We start from the raw sequence: 21,095 nt of genomic DNA, 5'->3' as shown, positions 1-21,095 counted from the left end.
AGGGATAATTGATGAGTATGAAGAACAAAATAAAAAATTTCTTCTATCTTGAGGAAGAGGAAGAAGTGGCAGTCGCATCAACACCTGCTCAAGCCGCATCAAATGAACGACCTAAACAACAAGAGCAACTAAAACCTGTCGTAAACAATCGTGTGAAAAAAGAACGTAACGTACAAATGAGAAATGAAATTGGCTCTGTACCGAATACTAATAATGTTGTTAGTCTTCAAGCGGCAACATCTCAAAAAGGTTCGAAAGTTATTTTAATCGAGCCGAGAGTGTACGCAGAAGCACAAGATATTGCGGAGCATTTGAAAAATAAACGCGCAACAATTGTGAATTTACAACGTATCGACCGAGATCAAGGCGTGCGTATTATTGATTTTTTAAGTGGTACAGTTTATGCATTAGGTGGAGATATTCAACGTGTTGGTACAGACATTTTCTTATGTACACCAGATAATGTGGAAGTTTCGGGAGAAATTTCAAACTACTTAATTGAAGATATTTAGGAACTAGTGAGGGTGTATACATGATTTTTTATATTATTCATCAAGTATTTACAATATATACATTTTTGATTATTGGTTACATTTTACTGTCGTGGGTTCCAGCAGCTCAAGCTTCGCCAATTGGCCGTTTTTTAGCGACATTATGTGAACCGTACTTAGGATTTTTCCGTAAATTTATTCCGCCAATCGGCATGATTGATATTTCACCGATTGTTGCAATTTTCGCCCTTCGCTTTATTCAACAAGGGTTGATGATTGTAGTAAGCTATATTGTATAGTCGATAGCCTCCTTATACAGGAGGCTTTTATTTGTTGTGGATATTTCAGCACTAGATGATAAGTGGCCAGAGGAGACAGCTAAAGAGTGGCTATCCACTGAGATTAATAACCACCGCATAAAATGGTTTACAACACGTGCGCTAGCGTGATTGTACACTACACAACAAAAATAGAGTCGTATAACATAGTTTCTTTGTTTATTAAACGCGGATTTGTGGAATATATAAATGGAAGGAGGGACTTTTATGGAACATTTAATCCAGCATTTTAGGAAAGATGAGCAACCATTTATTGAGCAAGTAGTAGGGTGGCAGCGTGAAGTGGAAGACCGCTATGCTCCGAAATTAACGGATTTTTTAGATCCACGTCAACGTTTTATCGTTGCAGCTGTTATCGGTAATTCAAACGATATGAAAATGGTAGCAGAAGGTGCGTTTAAGTTTGCAGAGCGTGAACGAATAATAATCTCACCAGCCTATTTTGAACCGTTAAAAGATGATTTTCAAATTACTCTATTAAAGGTGAATTACCCTTCAAAGTTCGTGCAATTAAAACATCCAGATGTACTCGGTGCATTGTTATCACTTGGTATGGAGCGTAGTAAATTTGGTGACATACGCGTTGCAGAAAATGTCGTACAATTTGCGGTAGCGAGTGAAGTAGCTGATTATGTTCGTGCAAATTTATTGAGCATCGGCAAAATAAAAGTACATGTTGAAGAAGTTAGTGATATTGCAGCACTCATTGAAGTAGAAGATGAATGGGTAGAGCAATCACATACTGTATCTTCAATGCGTCTCGATGTTGTGCTAGCAACCGTACTGAATATATCCCGTCAAAAATCACAAAACTTAATTGCGTCAGGGCGAGTGAAAGTTAACTGGACAATTAGAGAAGGTGTAAGCTTTGAGTTACAAGAAGGTGATATTATTTCAGCGCGTGGTTTCGGTAGATTGAAAGTGATGATGACGGAAGGACGAACGAAAAAGGACAAAATTCGTCTACAAGTAGGACGATTAGAGCAAAAATCGTAAATATTGATGTTTTTTAAAGATTTATAATGTTAATTACTTAGCAAAGCTATATAATAAGTTTTAAGATAAAAGTATAAAGGAGTGTAACGCAATGCCATTATCACCTCTTGATATACATAATAAAGAGTTTACGCGTGGCTTCCGCGGCTATGCTGAGGATGAAGTTAATGCATTTCTAGATCAAATTATTAAAGATTATGAAATCATTTTACGTGAAAAGAAAGAGTTAGAAGAAAAGGTCAAAACAATGACGCAGCAAATGAATCATTACAATACTTTAGAAGAAACATTGCAAAAGTCAATTGTTGTTGCACAGGAAGCTGCGGATGAAGTGCGTCGTAATTCGCAAAAAGAAGCGAAATTAATCGTTAAAGAAGCTGAAAAAAATGCAGATCGTATTGTGAACGAGGCGCTTACGAAAGCACGAAAAATCACTATTGAAATTGATGAGTTGAAAAAACAATCAAAAGTATTCCGAAATCGCTTTAAAATGTTAGTAGAAGCACAGCTAGATTTATTAAATACCGATGACTGGGATCACCTTTTGGAGTATGATGTGAGTTTAACAGAAATTCAAGATCATACAAATCAAGAAATGGATGAAGAAAAATCGACTACTATCTAGTTGACAATACTTGACGGTTTTTCATCCTTTTCATATACTGATACACAAGAGTTTATATGCATATGAAGCAAAGACGGAGACAGTAAGTTTTAATTGTAGCTTAGCGATTCGAGGATAGTGAGAGCTCGAACTAATCAATTAATACTGAAGATCACTCCTGAGCTAAATTACTGAACGAATTTGAAAGTAAGTAATTTCGTGTTGCACTACGTTACAGTGTACTAAGAGGCACATTTGTGCAAATTAGGGTGGTACCACGAGTTATTGCTTCTCGTCCCTTTCCTGGGATGAGAAGCTTTTTATTTTGCATTAAACAAAATTTTAGGAGGCAATTTTAAATGGTAGAGTATAAAGATACATTATTAATGCCGAAAACTGATTTCCCAATGCGCGGAAATTTACCGGCTAATGAACCGAAAATGCAAGAAAAATGGAATGCTATGGACATCAATAAATTAGTAAACGAGCGAACAGCTGACCGTCCGCATTTTGTTTTACATGATGGCCCCCCATATGCAAACGGAGATATCCATATTGGGCACGCATTAAACAAAGTTATTAAAGATATGATTAATCGCCACCGTTCCATGACTGGCTACCATGTACCGTATATTCCAGGTTGGGATACACACGGTTTACCAATCGAGCAAGCTCTAACAAATAAAGGCGTTAAACGTAAAGAAATGTCTGTTGCACAGTTCCGTAAACTTTGTGAAGAATACGCATACGAGCAAATCGACAATCAGCGTAATCAATTCCGTCGTTTAGGTGTTCGTGGCGATTGGGAAAATCCATACATTACGTTAAAACCTGAATTCGAAGCACGTCAAATTGAAGTGTTCGGTAAAATGGCGGAAAAAGGCTATATTTATAAAGGTTTAAAACCAGTTTATTGGTCTCCATCTTCAGAATCAGCACTTGCTGAAGCGGAAATTGAATATAAAGATGTGAAATCTGCTTCCATTTATGTAAGCTTCGCTATTAAAGATGCAAAAGGTGTTGTACCTGCTGATGCAAAATTCATCATTTGGACAACAACGCCTTGGACTTTACCAGCAAACTTAGGGATTTCAGTAAATCCAGAATTCACATATGTAGTAGTAGCAGTAGGCGTGAAAAAATTTATCATCGCTAAAGAGCTGCTTGAAACGGTAGCAACAGCACTTGAGTGGGAAAGCTATGAAGTGATTCAAGAAGTAAAAGGGGAAGCATTAGACCGTGTCGTGGCGCAACACCCATTCTATGACCGTGATTCACTTGTAATGGTTGGGGAGCACGTAACAGCTGAAGCGGGTACAGGATGTGTTCATACAGCACCTGGTCACGGGGAAGATGACTTTAACATTGGAAAAGCGTACGGCTTACCAGTACTTTCTCCGGTTGATAATCGTGGTTGCTATACAGATGAAGCACCTGGCTTTGAAGGTATTTTCTATGATGATGCTAATAAAATTGTTACTGAAAAATTAAAAGAAGTCGATGCACTTGAAAAATTAAACTTCTTCACGCACTCATATCCACATGATTGGCGTACGAAAAAACCAGTAATTTATCGTGCAACTCCGCAATGGTTTGCGTCGGTGGAAATGTTCCGTGATGAATTACTTGAGGCAGTTCGTGCAACAGAGTTCACTCCAGCGTGGGGAGAAACACGTCTTTACAATATGATCCGTGACCGTGGGGACTGGGTAATTTCTCGTCAACGTGCATGGGGTGTACCGATTCCAATTTTCTATGCTGAAAACGGCGAGCATATTATTACACCAGAAACAATCGCTCATATTTCGAAATTATTCCGTGAGCACGGTTCAAATATTTGGTTCCAAAAAGAAGCGAAAGAATTATTACCTGAAGGCTTCACGCATCCAGGTAGTCCAAACGGTGAATTTACGAAAGAAAACGATATTATGGACGTTTGGTTTGACTCGGGCTCATCTCACCAAGGTGTGCTAGTAGAGCGCGGCATGAAATATCCTGCTGATCTTTATTTAGAAGGTTCTGACCAACACCGTGGCTGGTTCAACTCATCATTAATTACATCTGTAGCTATTAACGGTTATGCACCGTATAAAGGGTTATTAACTCACGGCTTCGTACTTGATGGTGAAGGACGTAAAATGAGTAAATCTTTAGGGAATGTTATTATTCCTCAAAAAGTAATGGACCAATATGGCGCCGATATTCTGCGTTTATGGGTTGCATCTGTTGACTACACAAGTGACGTTCGTATTTCAATGGATATGCTAAAACAAGTATCTGAAGCATACCGTAAAATCCGTAACACGCTTCGTTTCTTACATGGTAACGTTTCTGATTTTAATCCTGAAACAGATCGTGTAGCTTATGAAGACTTACGTGAAATGGATCAATACATGTATATGCGCTTACAAGATGTTTTAAAAACAGTGCGTGCTGCGTATGATCGTTATGAATTCTCTACTGTCTACACAGTTGTGAATAACTTCGTAGCAGTTGAATTATCATCATTCTACTTAGATATCGCAAAAGATGTTGTGTATATCGAAGGAACTGATAATAAAGATCGCCGTGCAATGCAAACAGTAATGTACGATACACTTATGACATTATTAAAAGTATTGACGCCAATTTTACCGCATACAACAGATGAAATGTGGTCGTATTTAGAGCAAGATGAGGTATCTGTACAATTAACAGACTTCCCAGAAGTAAACGAACAAGCGAATTTTGCTGAATTACGTGCAAAATGGGCTAATATCATTGCAGTACGCGATGAAGTATTAAAAGCTTTAGAAGAAGCGCGTAACGCAAAAGTAATCGGTAAATCATTAGAAGCGAAATTATCTGTTTATGCAGATGCAGAAGTAGCGGCATTGTTAAATGATGCAAACATTAACTTTGCACAACTATCAATCGTTTCAGCATTTGAAGTAGCTGGAACAAAAGAAGCTGCACCAGCAACTGCTTTAGTACTTGATAAAACTGCAATCGTTGTTGAAAAAGCAGACGGTGAAAAATGTGAACGCTGCTGGACAATTTCTGAAACAGTAGGCTCAAACGAAGCACATGCTACGCTTTGTGCGCGTTGTGCAGACGTTGTAGAGAAGTACTATGTATAATTTTATATAGCTCTCAAGGGAAATCTTTAAAATAAAACAGGTGAAGAAAAACTAGACGTTTTTCTTCACCTGTTTTTGTAGTGCGCGCAAGTTGTAAATTTTATAATAATTGTTGGGGTATTCACACAATTTCGTACAAAAAAAGCACAAGCTCACTCTTTTTTATATACTTGAATTGACGAGAAACAAGTAAAGGAAAGGTGAGTTATGCTATTTGAATATTAACATGCATATCCCAGGATTAAAAAATGTCATCATTGATCGGATAGAAAAACGCGAAGGAGCGTATCGTATTTTCTGGTTCATCACTTTAACTTGGGGTTGATTTCCGTTCCAGTTGTGCGCTTTCCGGGGGGCGTCTGATGAGCCGCTTCCCTCGCAAGCTCAGTCCAGGGTCTCATCTAGGACGCTAATCCCCCAGGAGTCGCCCAACCTCCACTCCAATCAATACTCATATTTCCCACTAAATTGTAACCCCTTATTTTTGTTGATGAACCATTTTTATACAAAAAGGGACGCGCTTGTCCGGCATGTTGCCAAAAACAAGCAAAATACATGTATATCGGATACAAAAAATTAAGCACCTAAAATGGTTTGAACGCCTTACAATATTATTTTATAGTCGCCGATCAGTGCCATTACTGTCTCTATATTCACTGGTCAGTGGATGAAGTATGTCGGAAAGTGCAGAAAAAATGGCATGCATATAAACGTAAAAAAGCGATCAAAACGTTTATGTGTTCGGCTATTCGAATGGTTTTTTAGAAGGGATTAATAATGCTTCCAAAGTCATCAAAAGAAACGCCTATGGTTTTCGAAAGTATGAACATTTTAAAGCAAAGATATTATTGAATTATGTATATAAAAATGTAGGAGTGCATCTTGGTTAGAAAGATTACGTTGATTGGAGATCTGGGCAGCCGACTTCTGCGGGAACAGCACGGGCGGAAAATCAAATTGTTTCGGTTCCATCCGAAACAATTTAGTTGGAGCCGTGCCCGCGAAAAGCGTGCTGCCCTGAGCGGAAATCAACCTCTTTCGCAAGAAAGAGTGCAGTGAAAATTCACTACACCCCAACATTTGAATTAGAACCAGTTCTAAGAGCTTTGCTAGTAAAATATAAACATGAGCTAGTAAATCGTGTGAACCATCGAGTATTCAAATCGAAAGTGATAGAAAATCCTGGAAAAGAGCGAGTAAATCAAAATTTCTACAGTAAAGCAAAATCATTTATCAAAAACACTATTATAGTTTGTCGCTTCTCTTAATGCTCTTTCTTCAATTGGTATTCTAACGGAAAGCATAGCAATATTTAAAAGAGTGAATATTATCGCAGTAAAATAAGCTTGAAACATTACCGGCAATAGGATGATTTCTAAACTAACGATTGTATAGTTTGGATGTCTCATAATAGTATATGGTCCTTTTTTTACGACTTTTGCATTCGGCAATATTATTATTTTTGTGTTCCAAAATCGACCTAAAGAAGATAGACACCAAATACGCAAAGCTTGCACAAAGGCAAATAACAATAGTAACACTAGGAAAAGCTGTGAAAGTTCCATTTTATTAATGCTAACTTCAAGAATTAAAATCAGAAAAAAACTACTATGCATAGCAATCATATAAGGATAATGCGAGGCACCAACTTCATATGCACCTTGTGAACGCATCCGCTTTTCATTATTCCTTGCGATAAAAATTTCAACTAGACGCTGCATAATAACAACTGAAATGATAAGGAGGAATAGCATATTACGCCTCCCATTTCAGTAATACAGCTTCCCCGCTAAAACCTGGCCCTAGTGCGACAAGTAAGCCGAAATCACCGATTTTATCATCTTCTAACATAAATTGTTCTAGCACATAAAGCACAGTAGGAGAGGACATATTGCCGTAATACTTTAGAATTTCACGAGAAATGCTCGTCTGTTGCTCTGTTAGGTGTAATGTATCCTCGTATGCTTGTAATACTTTTTTTCCACCAGGATGAGCGATGAAATGCTGGACATCACCTTTCGAGAGTAGCTCTTCTTCTAAAAATTGTTCAATAAACGGTCCAAGCCAAGTTGTTATTAAGACCGGAATACTTTTTTGAAAAACTACATGTAAACCATTATCCTTTATATCCCAGCCCATTACCTGTTCTGAGTTTGGCATCCATTTTGAAGCGGAATTGACAATCGAGGGGATATGCTTTTTTGTAGGAAGATGCACTTCGTCACCGCACACAAGAACGCAAGCAGCACCATCTGCAAAAAGAGAAGCGCCAACTAAATTGCTTTTGGTATAATCATTTGGTTGGAATGTTAAGCTACAAAGCTCTACACAAACGACGAGAGCTTTTTTCGTCGGATGCGCCTTACAAAAATCAAATGCTCGGCTTATCCCAGCAGCACCGCCTGCACAGCCGAGACCCCAAAGAGGCATACGTCTAACTCGATCTGAAAAAGGTAAATGATTCATAACCCGAGCGTCAATACTTGGTGTCGACATGCCTGTTGTACTTACAAAAATAATGGCATCGATTTCGGATGGAGCAACAGGTGACGCTAAAAAGGACTCGTTTTGCAGGCAAGCTTGTATGACGTTCACACTATATTGAGTAGCTAATTCAATATATAGATTATTTCTTTCTTCTAGAGAATGGTCTGTACGATGCCACTGTGCTGGGACACAAAAATGCCTAGTTTCGATATCACCATTTTTAAAAACTTTTAATAAGCGCTCTAGTCTAGGTATTTTATGTTGAAAAAGCGCCTTTGTTAGCTCTTCTGCATATTGCTGCTGCAGCGTAAATGGGGGCTTGTATGTACTAATAGACGTTATTTTAGGCATAAACTCAACTCCTCAAAAATTAATGTGGTTTATTGTATGCAGTGGTGTCAAGGGGACATGCAGATTAGTAAGCTTTTCTTGAAAGAATATTATTATTAGTATACGTATAGTTATGTTAGAATAGGTAAGATATCGTGTAAACGGAGGCGTCATTTGTGAAGAAGTATTATGGATTAGCTATTTTTGTTATTTTACTTGACCAATTAACGAAATGGATGATTGTTAAAAATATGGAAATAGGTGAACGGATCGCGATTTGGGATCCGTGGTTAGGCATTTTATCGCATCGAAATCGTGGTGCAGCATGGGGCATGTTACAAGGGCAAATGTGGCTCTTTACGATTGTCACAATCGGTGTTATTATTGCGATTTTTTATTTCTTCCATACAGAAGCAAAAGGCAAGCCACTATTCCAAGCAAGTTTAATGGTTTTACTTGGTGGTGCAGTTGGAAACTTTATTGACCGATTATTTATGGGTGAAGTTGTGGACTTTATAGACGTGATAATTCCAGTCATCAACTACGATTTCCCGATATTTAATATTGCAGATGCAGCATTAACAATTGGTGTTGTAATGCTTCTTATTGCAATATTACTAGATGAACAACAAGAAAAGAAAAAGGTGAAAAAATGACAGTTGTAACATATACAATTGAAGCTGTAAATGCTGGAGAGAGAATCGATAAAGCGTTATCAACTATTCAAACAGAATGGTCTAGATCTCAAGTCAGCAATTGGATTACAGATGGTGTTGTAAAAGTAAACGGCACAGATGTAAAAGCGAAATATAAAGTAAGAGAAGGGGATGTCATTGAAATTGACATTCCTGAAGTAGAAGAGCTAGAGATTGTAGCAGAAGATTTAAAATTAGACATCGTTTACGAAGATGCCGACGTCTTAGTTGTGAACAAGCCAAAAGGAATGGTTGTACATCCAGCTCCTGGCCATGCGTCTGGCACGCTCGTAAACGGCTTAATGTATCATTGTAAAGATTTATCTGGTATTAACGGTGTTATGCGCCCTGGTATCGTCCACCGTATTGATAAAGATACAACAGGTTTATTAATGGTGGCAAAAAACGACAATGCGCATACATCTTTGGTAGATCAGTTAGTGAACAAAACCGTAACGCGTAAATATACAGCACTTGTGCACGGTCATATTGCGCACGATAAAGGAACGATTGATGCGCCAATAGGACGTGACACGAAAGATCGCCAAAAGCAGGCGGTTGTAGATAGTGGTAAACATGCTGTGACACATTTCCAAGTAATCGAACGATTAGGAGATTACACAGTTGTAGAATGTATTTTAGAAACAGGACGTACTCACCAAATTCGTGTGCATATGAATTATATCGGTTACCCGTTAGTAGGAGATCCGAAATACGGACCGAGAAAAACAATCGATTTTGGCGGACAAGTATTACATGCAGGTGTTCTTGGCTTCAAACATCCCGTATCAGGCGAATATATGGAGTTCTCAACACCGCTACCAGCAGATTTCGAACAATTATTGTCTGACCTTCGTAAATAGTGTTGACAAGCACTGTTTGTAACTGTATAATGGCAACAGTGAAAAAATAAATATTCACCTTTAATAGCAGTCCAGAGAGGCTGAGAAGGTACTTGTGAAGTGTAGGGAATTTTTGTGCGCAAAAATATTTCTGCGCGCTCTTTCGACATGTATATTCCAACCTCCTAGGCAAACGCTTAGGAGGTTTTTTATTTGCGAAAAAGGTGAACAATGAACAATAAGGAATGAGAGGAGGAGCATTATGTCTCAAATTAATGAATTACTAGATGGACCTTCAATGAACAGAGCTTTAACTCGTATAGCCCATGAAATAATTGAGCGTAACAAAGGGATTGACGAATGTATTTTAGTAGGTATTAAAACGCGAGGGGCTTATTTAGCAAAACGACTTGCTGAGCGCATCGAAAAAATTGAAGGGAAGCCTGTTCGTACAGGAGAACTAGATATTACGTTGTATCGCGATGATTTGTCCAAGAAGCAAGATGAGCCGTTAGTGAGGGAAGTAGATATCGACTACAATGTCAAGGAACAAAAAGTTGTGTTAGTAGATGATGTTTTATACACAGGACGTACAGTACGTGCAGCACTCGATGCCATAGTGGATTTAGGCAGGCCAAAACAAATTCAGCTGGCAGTTCTTATTGACCGAGGCCATCGTGAATTACCAATTCGTGCAGATTATGTTGGGAAAAACATTCCAACATCTGGAGCAGAAAGAATCGTTGTCAACTTAGTTGAAGTAGACGGGCAAGATTTAGTAACAATTCATAAAGCAGAATAAGTAGAAAGTAGGGGGACTAACAATGTCAAACACAAAACCAGTTTTAGATGTTAACGAAAAACCAAGTCCAGGTCAGCTTATTACATTGAGCTTCCAGCATATGTTTGCCATGTTCGGATCAACAATATTAGTTCCCCAATTAGTAGGACTAAGCCCAGCAATTGCGCTTTTAACTAGTGGTATTGCAACAATCATCTTCATGTTTGTTACACAATTTAAAGTACCGGCATACTTAGGATCATCCTTCGCCTTTATTACACCAATCCTTATCGCAGCTGGATTGGATGGAAGTGGAAGAAGTATCAATCCAGGAAACGCAATGATAGGTGCGATGGCAGTCGGTTTAGTATACGGTATTGTATCACTCTTAATTTGGAAAACAGGACATAAATGGTTAATGCGTTTACTACCACCAATCGTAGTTGCGCCGGTCATAATTGTTATCGGTTTAGGCCTATCAGGTGTTGCTGTAGATATGGCAATGAACATTAGTGTTGAACAACTTAATGAGGCAACAGGGGTAATGGAAACAGTATCTAAATACAGTGGATTACACTTCTCAGCTGCACTAGTTACATTATTTGCAGCAATAATTTTCACTGTATATTTTAAAAATATTTTAAGCGCGATGCCAATCTTAATGGGGTTAATTGTAGGTTATATTTACTCAGTAATTGTAGGCATTGTTGATTTCACACCAGTTAAAGAAGCAGCGTTCTTTGCTCTACCAGATTTCTTAATCCCAGGTGTAGATTACGAGTTTAATATTACAGCTAAAATTTTATTAGCGATGGTACCGATTGTTATCGTAACGATTTCAGAACATATTGGTCACCAGTTAGTATTAGGAAAGGTTGTTAACCGGAACTATATTAAAGATCCTGGCTTACACCGCTCACTTTTAGGAGACGGACTAGGAACATTCGTAAGTGCGCTTATCGGGGGTCCACCAAAAACGACTTACGGTGAAAATATTGGAGTATTAGCAATCACTCGAGTATATTCTGTATACGTTATAATGGGTGCAGCAGTTATTGCGATAATCTTGTCATTCTTCGGGAAAGCAATGGCGTTAATCGCAACGATTCCGACAGCTGTTCTTGGCGGAATATCAATTCTATTATTCGGTATAATTGCATCAAGCGGTTTACGTATGCTTGTTGAAAGTAAAGTAGACTTTGGTAATAACCGAAACATGGTAATTGCTTCAGTAATATTAGTAATTGGTATCGGTGGTGCGGCAATTAGATTTAACGAGTCATTTGCGATTGAAGGAATGGCTTTAGCAGCAATCGTCGGAGTAATATTAAACCTTGTGTTACCAGGTCGCAACAAAGAAGTTGTCGATTATGATAATAAATAAGTAGTACCTTTTAACAATTGTCCAGAGAGGCATTGAAGGGGAATGGATAAGTGGCACGTATGAAATTACGCTTGCTTTAACTTGTCACACCCTTCAAGCCTCGCTGATAAGTCAGTGAGGCTTTTTTTAAGAAAGGCTTTTAACAGAGCCTTGAAAAACTTTACTTAAACATACTTTCCAAACTGGGGGCGCAGCATGAAGAACTTACTTTCCATGGAGCATTTATCAAATGAAGAAATTTTACACATCTTAGACCGAGCTAAAGATTTCGAAAACGGCGAACAGCCTGAACTTTCTCGCTCTTACAACGTAGCAAATTTATTTTTTGAGCCAAGTACACGTACGAAAACTAGCTTTGAAATGGCAGAGCGACGAGTTGGCTGTACAGTTATTCCTTTCGATGCAGGCTTTTCAAGCGCAATGAAAGGGGAGACGATGTATGACACAGTAAAGACACTAGAAATGATCGGCATGGATGCAGTTGTAATTCGAGCAAAAGAAGATGAATACTACAATGAATTACTTGAAGGCATTAATTGCGCGGTTATTAATGCAGGTGACGGCGCAGGACAGCACCCATCTCAGAGTTTACTAGACTTATATACAATCAAAAAAGAATTTGGGACATTTGATAACTTAAATATTACAATCGTTGGTGATATTTCGCATAGCCGTGTTGCAAAATCAAATGCCACTGCACTGAAGAGATTAGGGGCAAATGTTCGCTTCCTATGTCCAGCAGAATGGGCAGGCGGTTTTGAAGCGCATCATTCGTGGGATGAATTAATTAAAGATAGTGACGTTATTATGCTGCTACGTATTCAGCATGAGCGCCATTCAGTAAGCAAAAGTTTTTCAAAGGAAAGTTATCATGAGAAGTATGGTTTAACGGTTGAACGTGAAGTGCAAATGAAGCAAGGAGCAATAATAATGCACCCGGCACCGGTTAATCGTGATGTAGAAATAGCAGATGAATTAGTAGAATGCGAGAGATCTCGTATTTTTGCCCAAGTACGTAATGGCGTGTTTGCACGTATGGCCATTTTAGAAACTATTTTAAAAGGGAGAGACTAATATGACAAAATATATTCAAAATGTACAAATGGTAAATGAAGCGAGTGAGCTCATTACAACTAGTATTACAATTGAAGACGGCAAAATTACAGCAATTGGTGGCGAGCTGCCGGTAGGGGCTGAAGTTATTGAAGGCCAAGGTCATTTAGTATCTCCGGGCTTTGTAGATGTACATACACATTTACGTGAACCAGGATTTGAACATAAAGAAACAATTGCAACAGGAACAGCATCAGCTGCAAAAGGTGGGTTTACTACAATTTGCGCGATGCCAAACACAAAGCCAGTACCTGATTCAATCGAAAATATGAATCTTATTAATGGATTAATAGAAGATAGTGCAGTTATTCGAGTATTACCATACGGTTCGTTAACTAAAGATATTTCCGGTGAAGTACGTACGAATATGGAAGAGTTAAAAGAGCATGGTGCAGTAGCATTCTCAGATGATGGGGTGGGTATTCAACTAGCATCAACAATGTATGAGCAAATGAAAGAAGCAGCACGCCTTGATGCAGTCGTAGTAGCGCATTGTGAAGACAATTCTCTAATTTATGATGGGGTTATGCATGAAGGAAAACGAAATATCGAGCTTGGATTACCAGGTATCCCTTCAATCTGTGAGTCAGTTCAAATTGCTCGCGACGTGTTATTAGCAGAAGCGGCAGGTGCTCGTTACCACGTTTGTCACGTATCGACGAAAGAATCTGTGCGCGCAGTACGTGATGCCAAAGCGGCGGGAATTAAAGTAACAGCAGAAGTTTGCCCGCACCACTTATTACTTGAAGAAATGGATATTCCATCAGATGATGCAAATTGGAAAATGAACCCTCCATTACGTGCGGCAGATGATAAAGACTCACTACATGCAGCATTACTTGACGGTACAATTGACTGTATCGCAACAGATCACGCACCACATACGGTAGAAGAAAAATGTTGCGGAATGGTTGGTGCACCGTTCGGCATTGTCGGTTTCGAAACAGCTTTCCCATTACTATATACAAACTTTGTAGAAACGGGAAAATGGACATTGAAGCAATTAATTGATTGGATGAGCGTCAAGCCAGCACAAATTTTCGATTTACCATACGGTACACTAGAAGTTGGAGCATCAGCAGATTTAACATTAATCGATTTAAACAAAGAGCAAACAGTGGATGCAAATGGCTTTGTATCAAAAGGTCGCAACACACCATTTAACGGCTGGGTAGCAAAAGGCTGGCCAGTATTAACGATGTTCGCAGGTAATATTGCATATCAGGAGGCAGAGTAATGAAAAAACGTTTATTAATTTTAGAAGATGGTACAGTATTTAGCGGAAACGCATTTGGTAGTGACAAACAATCTCAAGGAGAGGTTGTATTTACGACTGGTATGACAGGCTACCAAGAAACAATCTCTGATCCATCATTTTATGGTCAAATCGTTACTTTAACCTATCCATTAATCGGTAACTACGGGATTAACCGTGATGATTTTGAGTCTATTACGCCAGCTATTCGAGGATTTGTTATTCGTGAGCTTGCAGAGCATCCATCAAACTGGCGCTCAGATATGACTTTAAATGACTATTTAACAGCAAAAGATATTCCTGGTATTGAAGGCATTGATACACGTAAATTAACACGTATTATTCGATCGAAAGGTGCAGTTCGTGCCATTTTAACGGCAGCAGATGCTGAAGTAAATGTAGATGAAATTGTAGCACAACTACAAGCTACTCCACTTATTACACATCATGTACAACATGTATCAGCGCAAGCTCCATATCCATCACCAGGTCGCGGTAAACGTGTAGTATTAATCGACTTCGGTATGAAGCATGGGATTTTACGTGAACTAAATAAACGTGATTGTGATGTGCTTGTTGTACCTTACAATACTACAGCTGAACAAATTTTAGAGTGGCATCCAGACGGCATTATGCTGTCAAACGGTCCTGGTAACCCTGAAGATGTAACAGAAGGAATTGAAACGGTGAAAAATTTAATAGGAAAAGTGCCAATGTTCGGTATTTGCCTAGGTCACCAAATTTTCTCACTAGCAAGTGGTGCTAAATCCTTTAAATTACCATTTGGTCACCGCGGTGGAAACCATCCTGTAAAAGATTTACGTACAGGACGTACAGATTTAACATCTCAAAACCACGGCTATGCAATTGATATCGATTCATTAGAAGGAACAGACTTAGAACTTACACATGTTGCGCTAAACGATGGCACTTGTGAAGGGGTTCGTCATAAGAAATATCCGATCTTCACAGTGCAATATCACCCAGAAGCTTCACCGGGTCCAGAAGATTCAAATCACTTATTTGACGAGTTTATTGAAATGATGGAAAAAGAAGCAGCGAAGGAGAAACAACATGCCTAAACGTACAGATATAAACACAATATTAGTAATCGGATCAGGTCCAATCGTTATCGGTCAAGCAGCAGAGTTTGACTATGCAGGTACTCAAGCGTGTCTTTCATTAAAAGAAGAAGGCTACCGTGTAATTTTAATAAACTCAAACCCAGCGACAATCATGACAGATACAGAAATCGCTGACAAAGTATACATCGAACCAATTACATTAGAATTCGTATCTCGCATTTTACGTAAAGAGCGCCCAGATGCAATCTTACCAACACTAGGTGGTCAAACAGGATTGAATATGGCTATCGAGCTAGATGAATCAGGAATTTTAGATGAATTAGGGATTGAAATTTTAGGTACAAAATTAGATGCGATTCATAAAGCGGAAGACCGTGATTTATTCCGAAACTTAATGTACGAATTAGGTGCTCCAGTACCTGAATCAGATATCATCCACAACTTAGATGAAGCGCGTGCTTTCGTTAAGAAAATCGGTTACCCAGTAATCGTACGCCCAGCCTTCACTTTAGGTGGTACTGGCGGTGGTATTTGTAACAACGACCAAGACTTAGAAGAAATCGTTACTTCAGGATTAAAATATTCTCCAGTAACACAATGTTTACTTGAAAAATCAATTGCTGGCTTCAAAGAAATCGAGTATGAAGTAATGCGCGACTCTGCAGACAACGCGATTGTTGTATGTAATATGGAAAACTTTGACCCAGTAGGTATTCACACTGGTGACTCAATCGTAGTTGCACCAACACAAACATTATCTGACCGTGAAAACCAAATGCTACGTAATATTTCACTTAATATTATTCGTGCATTAAAAATCGAAGGTGGCTGTAACGTACAGTTAGCACTTGATCCATACAGCTTCCAATACTATGTGATCGAAGTAAACCCACGTGTATCACGTTCTTCAGCTTTAGCTTCAAAAGCAACGGGTTACCCAATTGCTAAATTAGCTGCAAAAATCGCTGTAGGTTTAACTTTAGATGAGATTAAAAACCCAGTTACAGGTTCTACGTTTGCTTGCTTCGAGCCAGCACTTGACTACATTGTAGCGAAAATCCCACGTTGGCCATTCGATAAATTCGAATCAGCAAAACGTAACTTAGGTACACAAATGAAGGCAACTGGTGAGGTTATGGCACTTGGCCGTACTTTCGAAGAAGCAATGTTAAAAGCAGTTCGATCATTAGAAACTGGTCACTACCATATCGAAATGAAGCATCCTGAAGAATTAACAGATGCTTGGATTGAAAAACGTATTCGCAAAGCGGGGGATGAGCGTTTATTCTTCATAGGTGAAGCAATACGCCGCGGTGTAACAATCGAACAAATTCACGAATGGTCTGCAATAGATTTATTCTTCTTGCACAAATTAAAGAAAATTGTTGATATGGAAACTACACTTGTTGAGAACAAAAATAATAAAGATGTATTACGTACAGCGAAACGTTTAGGCTTTGCAGACCGTAAAATTGCAGAGCTATGGGAAACAACTGAAGCAGCAGTATACGCATTCCGTAAAGAAAACGGTATTATCCCGGTGTACAAAATGGTTGATACGTGTGCGGCAGAGTTCGAATCGAACACACCATACTTCTACGGTACGTATGAAGAAGAAAATGAATCAATCAAATCTGACAAACCATCTGTAGTTGTACTTGGTTCTGGTCCAATCCGCATCGGTCAAGGTGTTGAGTTCGACTATGCGACAGTTCACTCAGTATGGGCAATTCAAGAAGCGGGCTATGAAGCGATTATCATCAACTCAAACCCTGAAACAGTTTCAACTGACTTCTCGATTTCTGATAAACTATACTTCGAGCCATTAACAATCGAAGACGTTATGCACATTATCGATTTAGAGCAACCAGAAGGTGTAGTCGTTCAATTCGGTGGTCAAACAGCGATCAACTTAGCGGACAAATTAGAAGCAAACGGTGTGAAAATTTTAGGTACATCTTTAGAAGATATTGACCGTGCTGAAAACCGCAATAAATTTGAGCAAGCATTAAGAGGATTAAACATTCCACAACCTCCTGGTGATACAGCTACTTCAGCTGAAGGTGCGATGGTAATCGCTGAAAAATTAGGCTTCCCAGTACTTGTACGTCCATCATACGTACTTGGCGGTCGTGCAATGGAAATCGTATATAACATGGAAGAATTAGCACACTATATGGAGCACGCAGTAGAAGCATCTCCAGATCATCCAGTTTTAGTAGACCGTTATTTAACGGGCCAAGAAATCGAAGTTGATGCAATTTGTGATGGTGAAAACGTGTTAATCCCAGGTATTATGGAGCATATTGAGCGTGCAGGTGTTCACTCTGGTGACTCAATTTCTGTATACCCACCACAAAAATTAACGGAAGCTCAAAAAGAAACGCTAGTGGATTACACAACTCGTTTAGCAAAAGGATTAGGTATTATTGGCTTAATGAACATTCAATATGTTATTAGCCAAGGAGAAATTTACGTGATCGAAGTAAACCCACGTTCATCTCGTACAGTACCGTTCTTATCAAAAATTACGAATATTCCTATGGCTAACATTGCTACGAAAGCGATCCTTGGTCAATCAATTATCGAACAAGGCTATCAAACAGGACTAGCGAAAGAGCAACAAGGTGTATTCGTTAAAGTACCGGTCTTCTCGTTCGCAAAATTACGTCGTGTTGACATTACTTTAGGACCTGAAATGAAATCGACAGGTGAAGTAATGGGGAAAGATGCAACACTTGAAAAAGCACTTTACAAAGGCTTAGTTGCAGCGGGCACAGAAATTAAAACACACGGTACTGTACTCTTTACTGTATCAGATAAAGATAAAGAAGAAGCAATCGCGTTAGCAAAACGCTTCTTAACAGTAGGCTACCGTATTATGGCAACAGAAGGAACAGCACGTAGCTTTGAACAAGCGGGCGTTCGCACAGATGTTGTTGAGAAAATCGGTGCAAAAGGTAAAACATTAATTGATGTTATTCAAAATGGTGAAGCGCAATTAGTCGTAAACACATTAACAAAAGGTAAGCAACCAGCACGTGACGGCTTCCGTATCCGTCGTGAATCAGTAGAAAATGGTGTACCTTGTTTAACTTCTCTAGATACAGCAGAAGCGATGTTACGTGTAATTGAATCAATGACATTTACAGCAGAAGAAATGCCGAAAGCGGAGGTAGTACATTAATGATTCGTAGTGAACGTATGACTGTCGTTCGCCAAGCAAAAATCGCTCACAATATTTTCGAAATAGTACTACAAGGCGAGCTTGTCCAGGATATGAACCCTGGACAGTTCGTTCATGTACGTGTATCAGATGCATTCGAGCCATTGCTGCGTCGACCAATTAGTATTGCAAATATTGATAAAGACAACAATGAATTTACAATGATTTACCGTGCAGAAGGTCGAGGTACAGAAATTTTATCCTTAAAAAATGTTGGTGATGAAGTGGATGTTCTCGGACCATTAGGGAATGGTTTTCCAGTTGAGGCAACACCAAAGGGCGGTACTGCACTGTTAGTTGGTGGTGGAATTGGTGTACCACCTCTGCATGAGCTATCAAAACAATTGAATGCACGTGGTGTACGTACGATTCATGTATTAGGTTTCCAAACTGAAGATGTAACGTTTTACGAAGAGCGATTTAGCCATTTAGGTGATACTCATTTCGTAACAGCAGACGGTACAAAAGGGACAAAAGGGTTTGTAACAAATTTATTAGAAGAGTTGCAACCAGAATTTGATGTCTTTTATTCATGTGGTCCATTACCGATGTTAAAAGCGCTAGAAAATATGTATCCTGAAAAAGAGGGATATTTATCATTTGAAGAGCGTATGGCATGTGGTATTGGCGCGTGCTTCGCTTGTGTTTGTAACACAACAGACAAAATCGAAAAAGATTATGTAAAAGTGTGCTCAGACGGGCCAGTTTTCCCGAAAGGAGTTGTGCAATTATGAGCCGTATCAATATTGAATTACCAGGATTAGATTTAAAAAATCCGATTATGCCAGCTTCAGGCTGCTTCGGTTTTGGTCGCGAATACGCCAAGCTTTATGATTTATCAAAGCTAGGTGCAATTATGATCAAAGCAACTACTGTCGAAACACGTTCCGGTAATCCAACACCGCGTGTAGCAGAAACAGCAGCAGGGATGTTAAATGCAATTGGCTTACAAAATCCAGGTATTGAAAAAGTGATGGGAGAGGAACTTCCATTTTTAGAAGGTTATGATGTTCCGATTATAGCTAACGTTGCAGGGACAGAAGTGGCAGATTATGTAGAAGTGGCAGAACGTATTTCGAAAGCGCCAAATGTCAAAGCGCTTGAATTAAATATTTCATGTCCGAACGTAAAATGTGGCGGTATTCAGTTTGGTACAGATCCAGCAACAGCTAGAGAGCTTGTAGAAGCTGTAAAAGCTGTTTCAAGTGTACCTGTATATGTAAAACTTTCGCCGAACGTAACAAATATTGTGGATATTGCTAAAGCAGTAGAAGCTGGCGGAGCAGATGGTATTACGATGATTAATACGTTAATCGGTATGCGTCTACACGAAAAAACAGGTAAACCCGTCATTGCTAATGGGACAGGCGGTTTATCTGGTCCAGCGGTGAAACCAGTAGCAATTCGCATGGTATATGATGTTTATAAAGCAGTTAATATTCCGATTATCGGTATGGGTGGCGTGTCGAATGCTCAAGACGTGATTGACTTCATGTCTGCAGGTGCATCAGCGGTCGCAGTAGGGACAGCAAACTTTGTTGATTATTTTGTATGTCCGAATATTATCGATGCACTACCAGCAAAATTGGATGAATTAGGGGTAGAGCATATTTCAGAAATTATCGGAAGGAGTCACCGTTAATGAACAATAAACCAATTATTGCACTCGATTTTCCGAGTGACAAAGATGTGTTCCAATTTTTACAGCATTTCAACGAGCCATTGTTCGTGAAAATCGGTATGGAATTATATATGCAGGAAGGTCCAGACATTGTTCGTAAAGTGAAAGAGCAAGGTCATGATATTTTCCTAGATTTAAAATTGCATGATATTCCGAATACAGTAAAATCTGCAATGAAAGGTTTAGCACGTTTAGGAGTCGATTTAGTCAATGTTCATGCAGCAGGTGGCAAACAAATGATGGAAGGCGCGCTAGAAGGCTTAGAGGCCGGTACAGCTGCTGGTAATCAAAGAGCAGCATTAATCGCTGTTACACAATTAACATCAACGACTGAAGAACAAATGCAAGCAGAGCAAAAAATCAATTTATCATTGCAGGATTCCGTGTTACACTATGCGCAGCTAACAAAACAAGCAGGGTTAAATGGTGTCGTTTGTTCGGTACATGAAGCACGTGCAATTGCAGATATATGCGGGGAAGATTTCCTACGTGTAACTCCAGGCATACGCATGCTTGGTGGCGATACACACGATCAAAAGCGTATCGCAACTCCAGACGGCGCGCGTCAAGACGGTTCATCGTTAATTGTAGTAGGTCGAGCAATTACAGGTGCAGCTGATCCAGTGGCTGCATATAAAGAAGTTTGTGAATTATGGGAGGAAAAATAA

18 protein-coding genes, 1 pseudogene and 1 other annotated feature are annotated in these 21,095 nt (G+C 39.1%); of the genes and pseudogenes, 17 read left to right on the top strand and 2 right to left on the bottom strand.

Features of this window, described 5'->3' with window-relative positions; translation table 11 throughout:
* Nucleotides 1–11: 11 nt before the first annotated feature.
* The 6 genes and pseudogenes from AAFN87_RS09140 to AAFN87_RS09115 all read left to right on the top strand — a co-directional run.
* Nucleotides 12–512, top strand: a complete 501-nt coding sequence (locus tag AAFN87_RS09140) for a cell division protein SepF (RefSeq protein ID WP_347790735.1) — start codon at nt 12–14, stop codon at nt 510–512.
* 20 nt (nt 513–532) lie between these two features.
* Entirely contained in the window at nt 533–790 is a 258-nt protein-coding gene (locus AAFN87_RS09135) for a YggT family protein (protein WP_347790734.1), read from the top strand.
* Nucleotides 791–1,036: 246 nt separating this feature from the next.
* Nucleotides 1,037–1,825, top strand: a complete 789-nt coding sequence (locus tag AAFN87_RS09130) for a YlmH family RNA-binding protein (protein WP_347790733.1) — start codon at nt 1,037–1,039, stop codon at nt 1,823–1,825.
* 91 nt (nt 1,826–1,916) lie between these two features.
* Nucleotides 1,917–2,450 (top strand): DivIVA domain-containing protein, encoded by a 534-nt coding sequence (locus AAFN87_RS09125; protein WP_347790732.1) that lies wholly within the window; start codon nt 1,917–1,919, stop codon nt 2,448–2,450.
* Nucleotides 2,451–2,511: 61 nt separating this feature from the next.
* Nucleotides 2,512–2,732, top strand: a binding site (T-box leader).
* A 56-nt stretch (nt 2,733–2,788) separates the two neighbouring features.
* Nucleotides 2,789–5,548 (top strand): isoleucine--tRNA ligase, encoded by a 2,760-nt coding sequence (gene ileS, locus AAFN87_RS09120; RefSeq protein WP_347790731.1) that lies wholly within the window; start codon nt 2,789–2,791, stop codon nt 5,546–5,548.
* 743 nt (nt 5,549–6,291) lie between these two features.
* A pseudogene (locus AAFN87_RS09115) lies at nt 6,292–6,438 on the top strand (transposase); the annotation flags it as partial.
* Between the two features lie 336 nt (nt 6,439–6,774).
* On the opposite strand, the gene AAFN87_RS09110 reads toward AAFN87_RS09115, so the two are convergent.
* The gene (locus AAFN87_RS09110) at nt 6,775–7,302 is read right to left on the bottom strand and encodes an isoprenylcysteine carboxyl methyltransferase family protein (RefSeq protein WP_347790730.1); all 528 of its coding nucleotides are present in this window, start codon (nt 7,300–7,302) and stop codon (nt 6,775–6,777) included.
* 1 nt (nt 7,303) lies between these two features.
* The gene (locus AAFN87_RS09105; RefSeq protein WP_347790729.1) at nt 7,304–8,386 is read right to left on the bottom strand and encodes a type III polyketide synthase; all 1,083 of its coding nucleotides are present in this window, start codon (nt 8,384–8,386) and stop codon (nt 7,304–7,306) included.
* A 155-nt stretch (nt 8,387–8,541) separates the two neighbouring features.
* Here AAFN87_RS09105 and lspA point away from each other — a divergent pair, with 155 nt between their 5' ends.
* The 11 genes from lspA to pyrF all read left to right on the top strand — a co-directional run bounded on the left by lspA (nt 8,542) and on the right by pyrF (nt 21,095).
* Nucleotides 8,542–9,021 carry a signal peptidase II gene (lspA, locus tag AAFN87_RS09100; protein WP_347790728.1) on the top strand — a complete coding sequence of 160 codons (480 nt, stop codon included), beginning with the start codon at nt 8,542–8,544 and terminating at the stop codon, nt 9,019–9,021.
* Nucleotides 9,018–9,923: an RluA family pseudouridine synthase gene (locus AAFN87_RS09095; protein WP_347790727.1), complete on the top strand. Its 906-nt coding sequence runs from the start codon at nt 9,018–9,020 to the stop codon at nt 9,921–9,923. Before lspA ends, AAFN87_RS09095 begins: the two co-directional genes overlap by 4 nt.
* 241 nt (nt 9,924–10,164) lie before the next feature.
* Nucleotides 10,165–10,704 (top strand): bifunctional pyr operon transcriptional regulator/uracil phosphoribosyltransferase PyrR, encoded by a 540-nt coding sequence (gene pyrR / locus AAFN87_RS09090; protein ID WP_347790726.1) that lies wholly within the window; start codon nt 10,165–10,167, stop codon nt 10,702–10,704.
* A gap of 22 nt (nt 10,705–10,726) precedes the next feature.
* Nucleotides 10,727–12,067, top strand: coding sequence for a solute carrier family 23 protein (locus tag AAFN87_RS09085; protein ID WP_347790725.1), 1,341 nt, complete (start codon nt 10,727–10,729; stop codon nt 12,065–12,067).
* Nucleotides 12,068–12,262: 195 nt separating this feature from the next.
* Complete coding sequence (locus AAFN87_RS09080; protein ID WP_347790724.1) at nt 12,263–13,141, top strand: aspartate carbamoyltransferase catalytic subunit; 879 nt, start codon at nt 12,263–12,265, stop codon at nt 13,139–13,141.
* A 1-nt stretch (nt 13,142) separates the two neighbouring features.
* Nucleotides 13,143–14,417 carry a dihydroorotase gene (locus tag AAFN87_RS09075; RefSeq protein ID WP_347790723.1) on the top strand — a complete coding sequence of 425 codons (1,275 nt, stop codon included), beginning with the start codon at nt 13,143–13,145 and terminating at the stop codon, nt 14,415–14,417.
* Nucleotides 14,417–15,517: a carbamoyl phosphate synthase small subunit gene (locus AAFN87_RS09070; RefSeq protein ID WP_347790722.1), complete on the top strand. Its 1,101-nt coding sequence runs from the start codon at nt 14,417–14,419 to the stop codon at nt 15,515–15,517. The genes AAFN87_RS09075 and AAFN87_RS09070 overlap by 1 nt, the downstream gene beginning before the upstream one ends.
* Nucleotides 15,510–18,707 carry a carbamoyl-phosphate synthase large subunit gene (carB, locus tag AAFN87_RS09065; RefSeq protein ID WP_347790721.1) on the top strand — a complete coding sequence of 1,066 codons (3,198 nt, stop codon included), beginning with the start codon at nt 15,510–15,512 and terminating at the stop codon, nt 18,705–18,707. The genes AAFN87_RS09070 and carB overlap by 8 nt, the downstream gene beginning before the upstream one ends.
* Entirely contained in the window at nt 18,707–19,480 is a 774-nt protein-coding gene (locus AAFN87_RS09060) for a dihydroorotate dehydrogenase electron transfer subunit (protein WP_347790720.1), read from the top strand. The genes carB and AAFN87_RS09060 overlap by 1 nt, the downstream gene beginning before the upstream one ends.
* Entirely contained in the window at nt 19,477–20,388 is a 912-nt protein-coding gene (locus tag AAFN87_RS09055; protein ID WP_347790719.1) for a dihydroorotate dehydrogenase, read from the top strand. The genes AAFN87_RS09060 and AAFN87_RS09055 overlap by 4 nt, the downstream gene beginning before the upstream one ends.
* Nucleotides 20,388–21,095: an orotidine-5'-phosphate decarboxylase gene (gene pyrF, locus AAFN87_RS09050; RefSeq protein ID WP_347790718.1), complete on the top strand. Its 708-nt coding sequence runs from the start codon at nt 20,388–20,390 to the stop codon at nt 21,093–21,095. The genes AAFN87_RS09055 and pyrF overlap by 1 nt, the downstream gene beginning before the upstream one ends.

The organism is Solibacillus sp. CAU 1738 (assembly GCF_039888725.1).
Lineage (GTDB): Bacteria > Bacillota > Bacilli > Bacillales_A > Planococcaceae > Metasolibacillus.
Note: the sequence above shows the minus strand (reverse complement) of the source record. Positions and strands in the feature narration are given on the sequence as shown.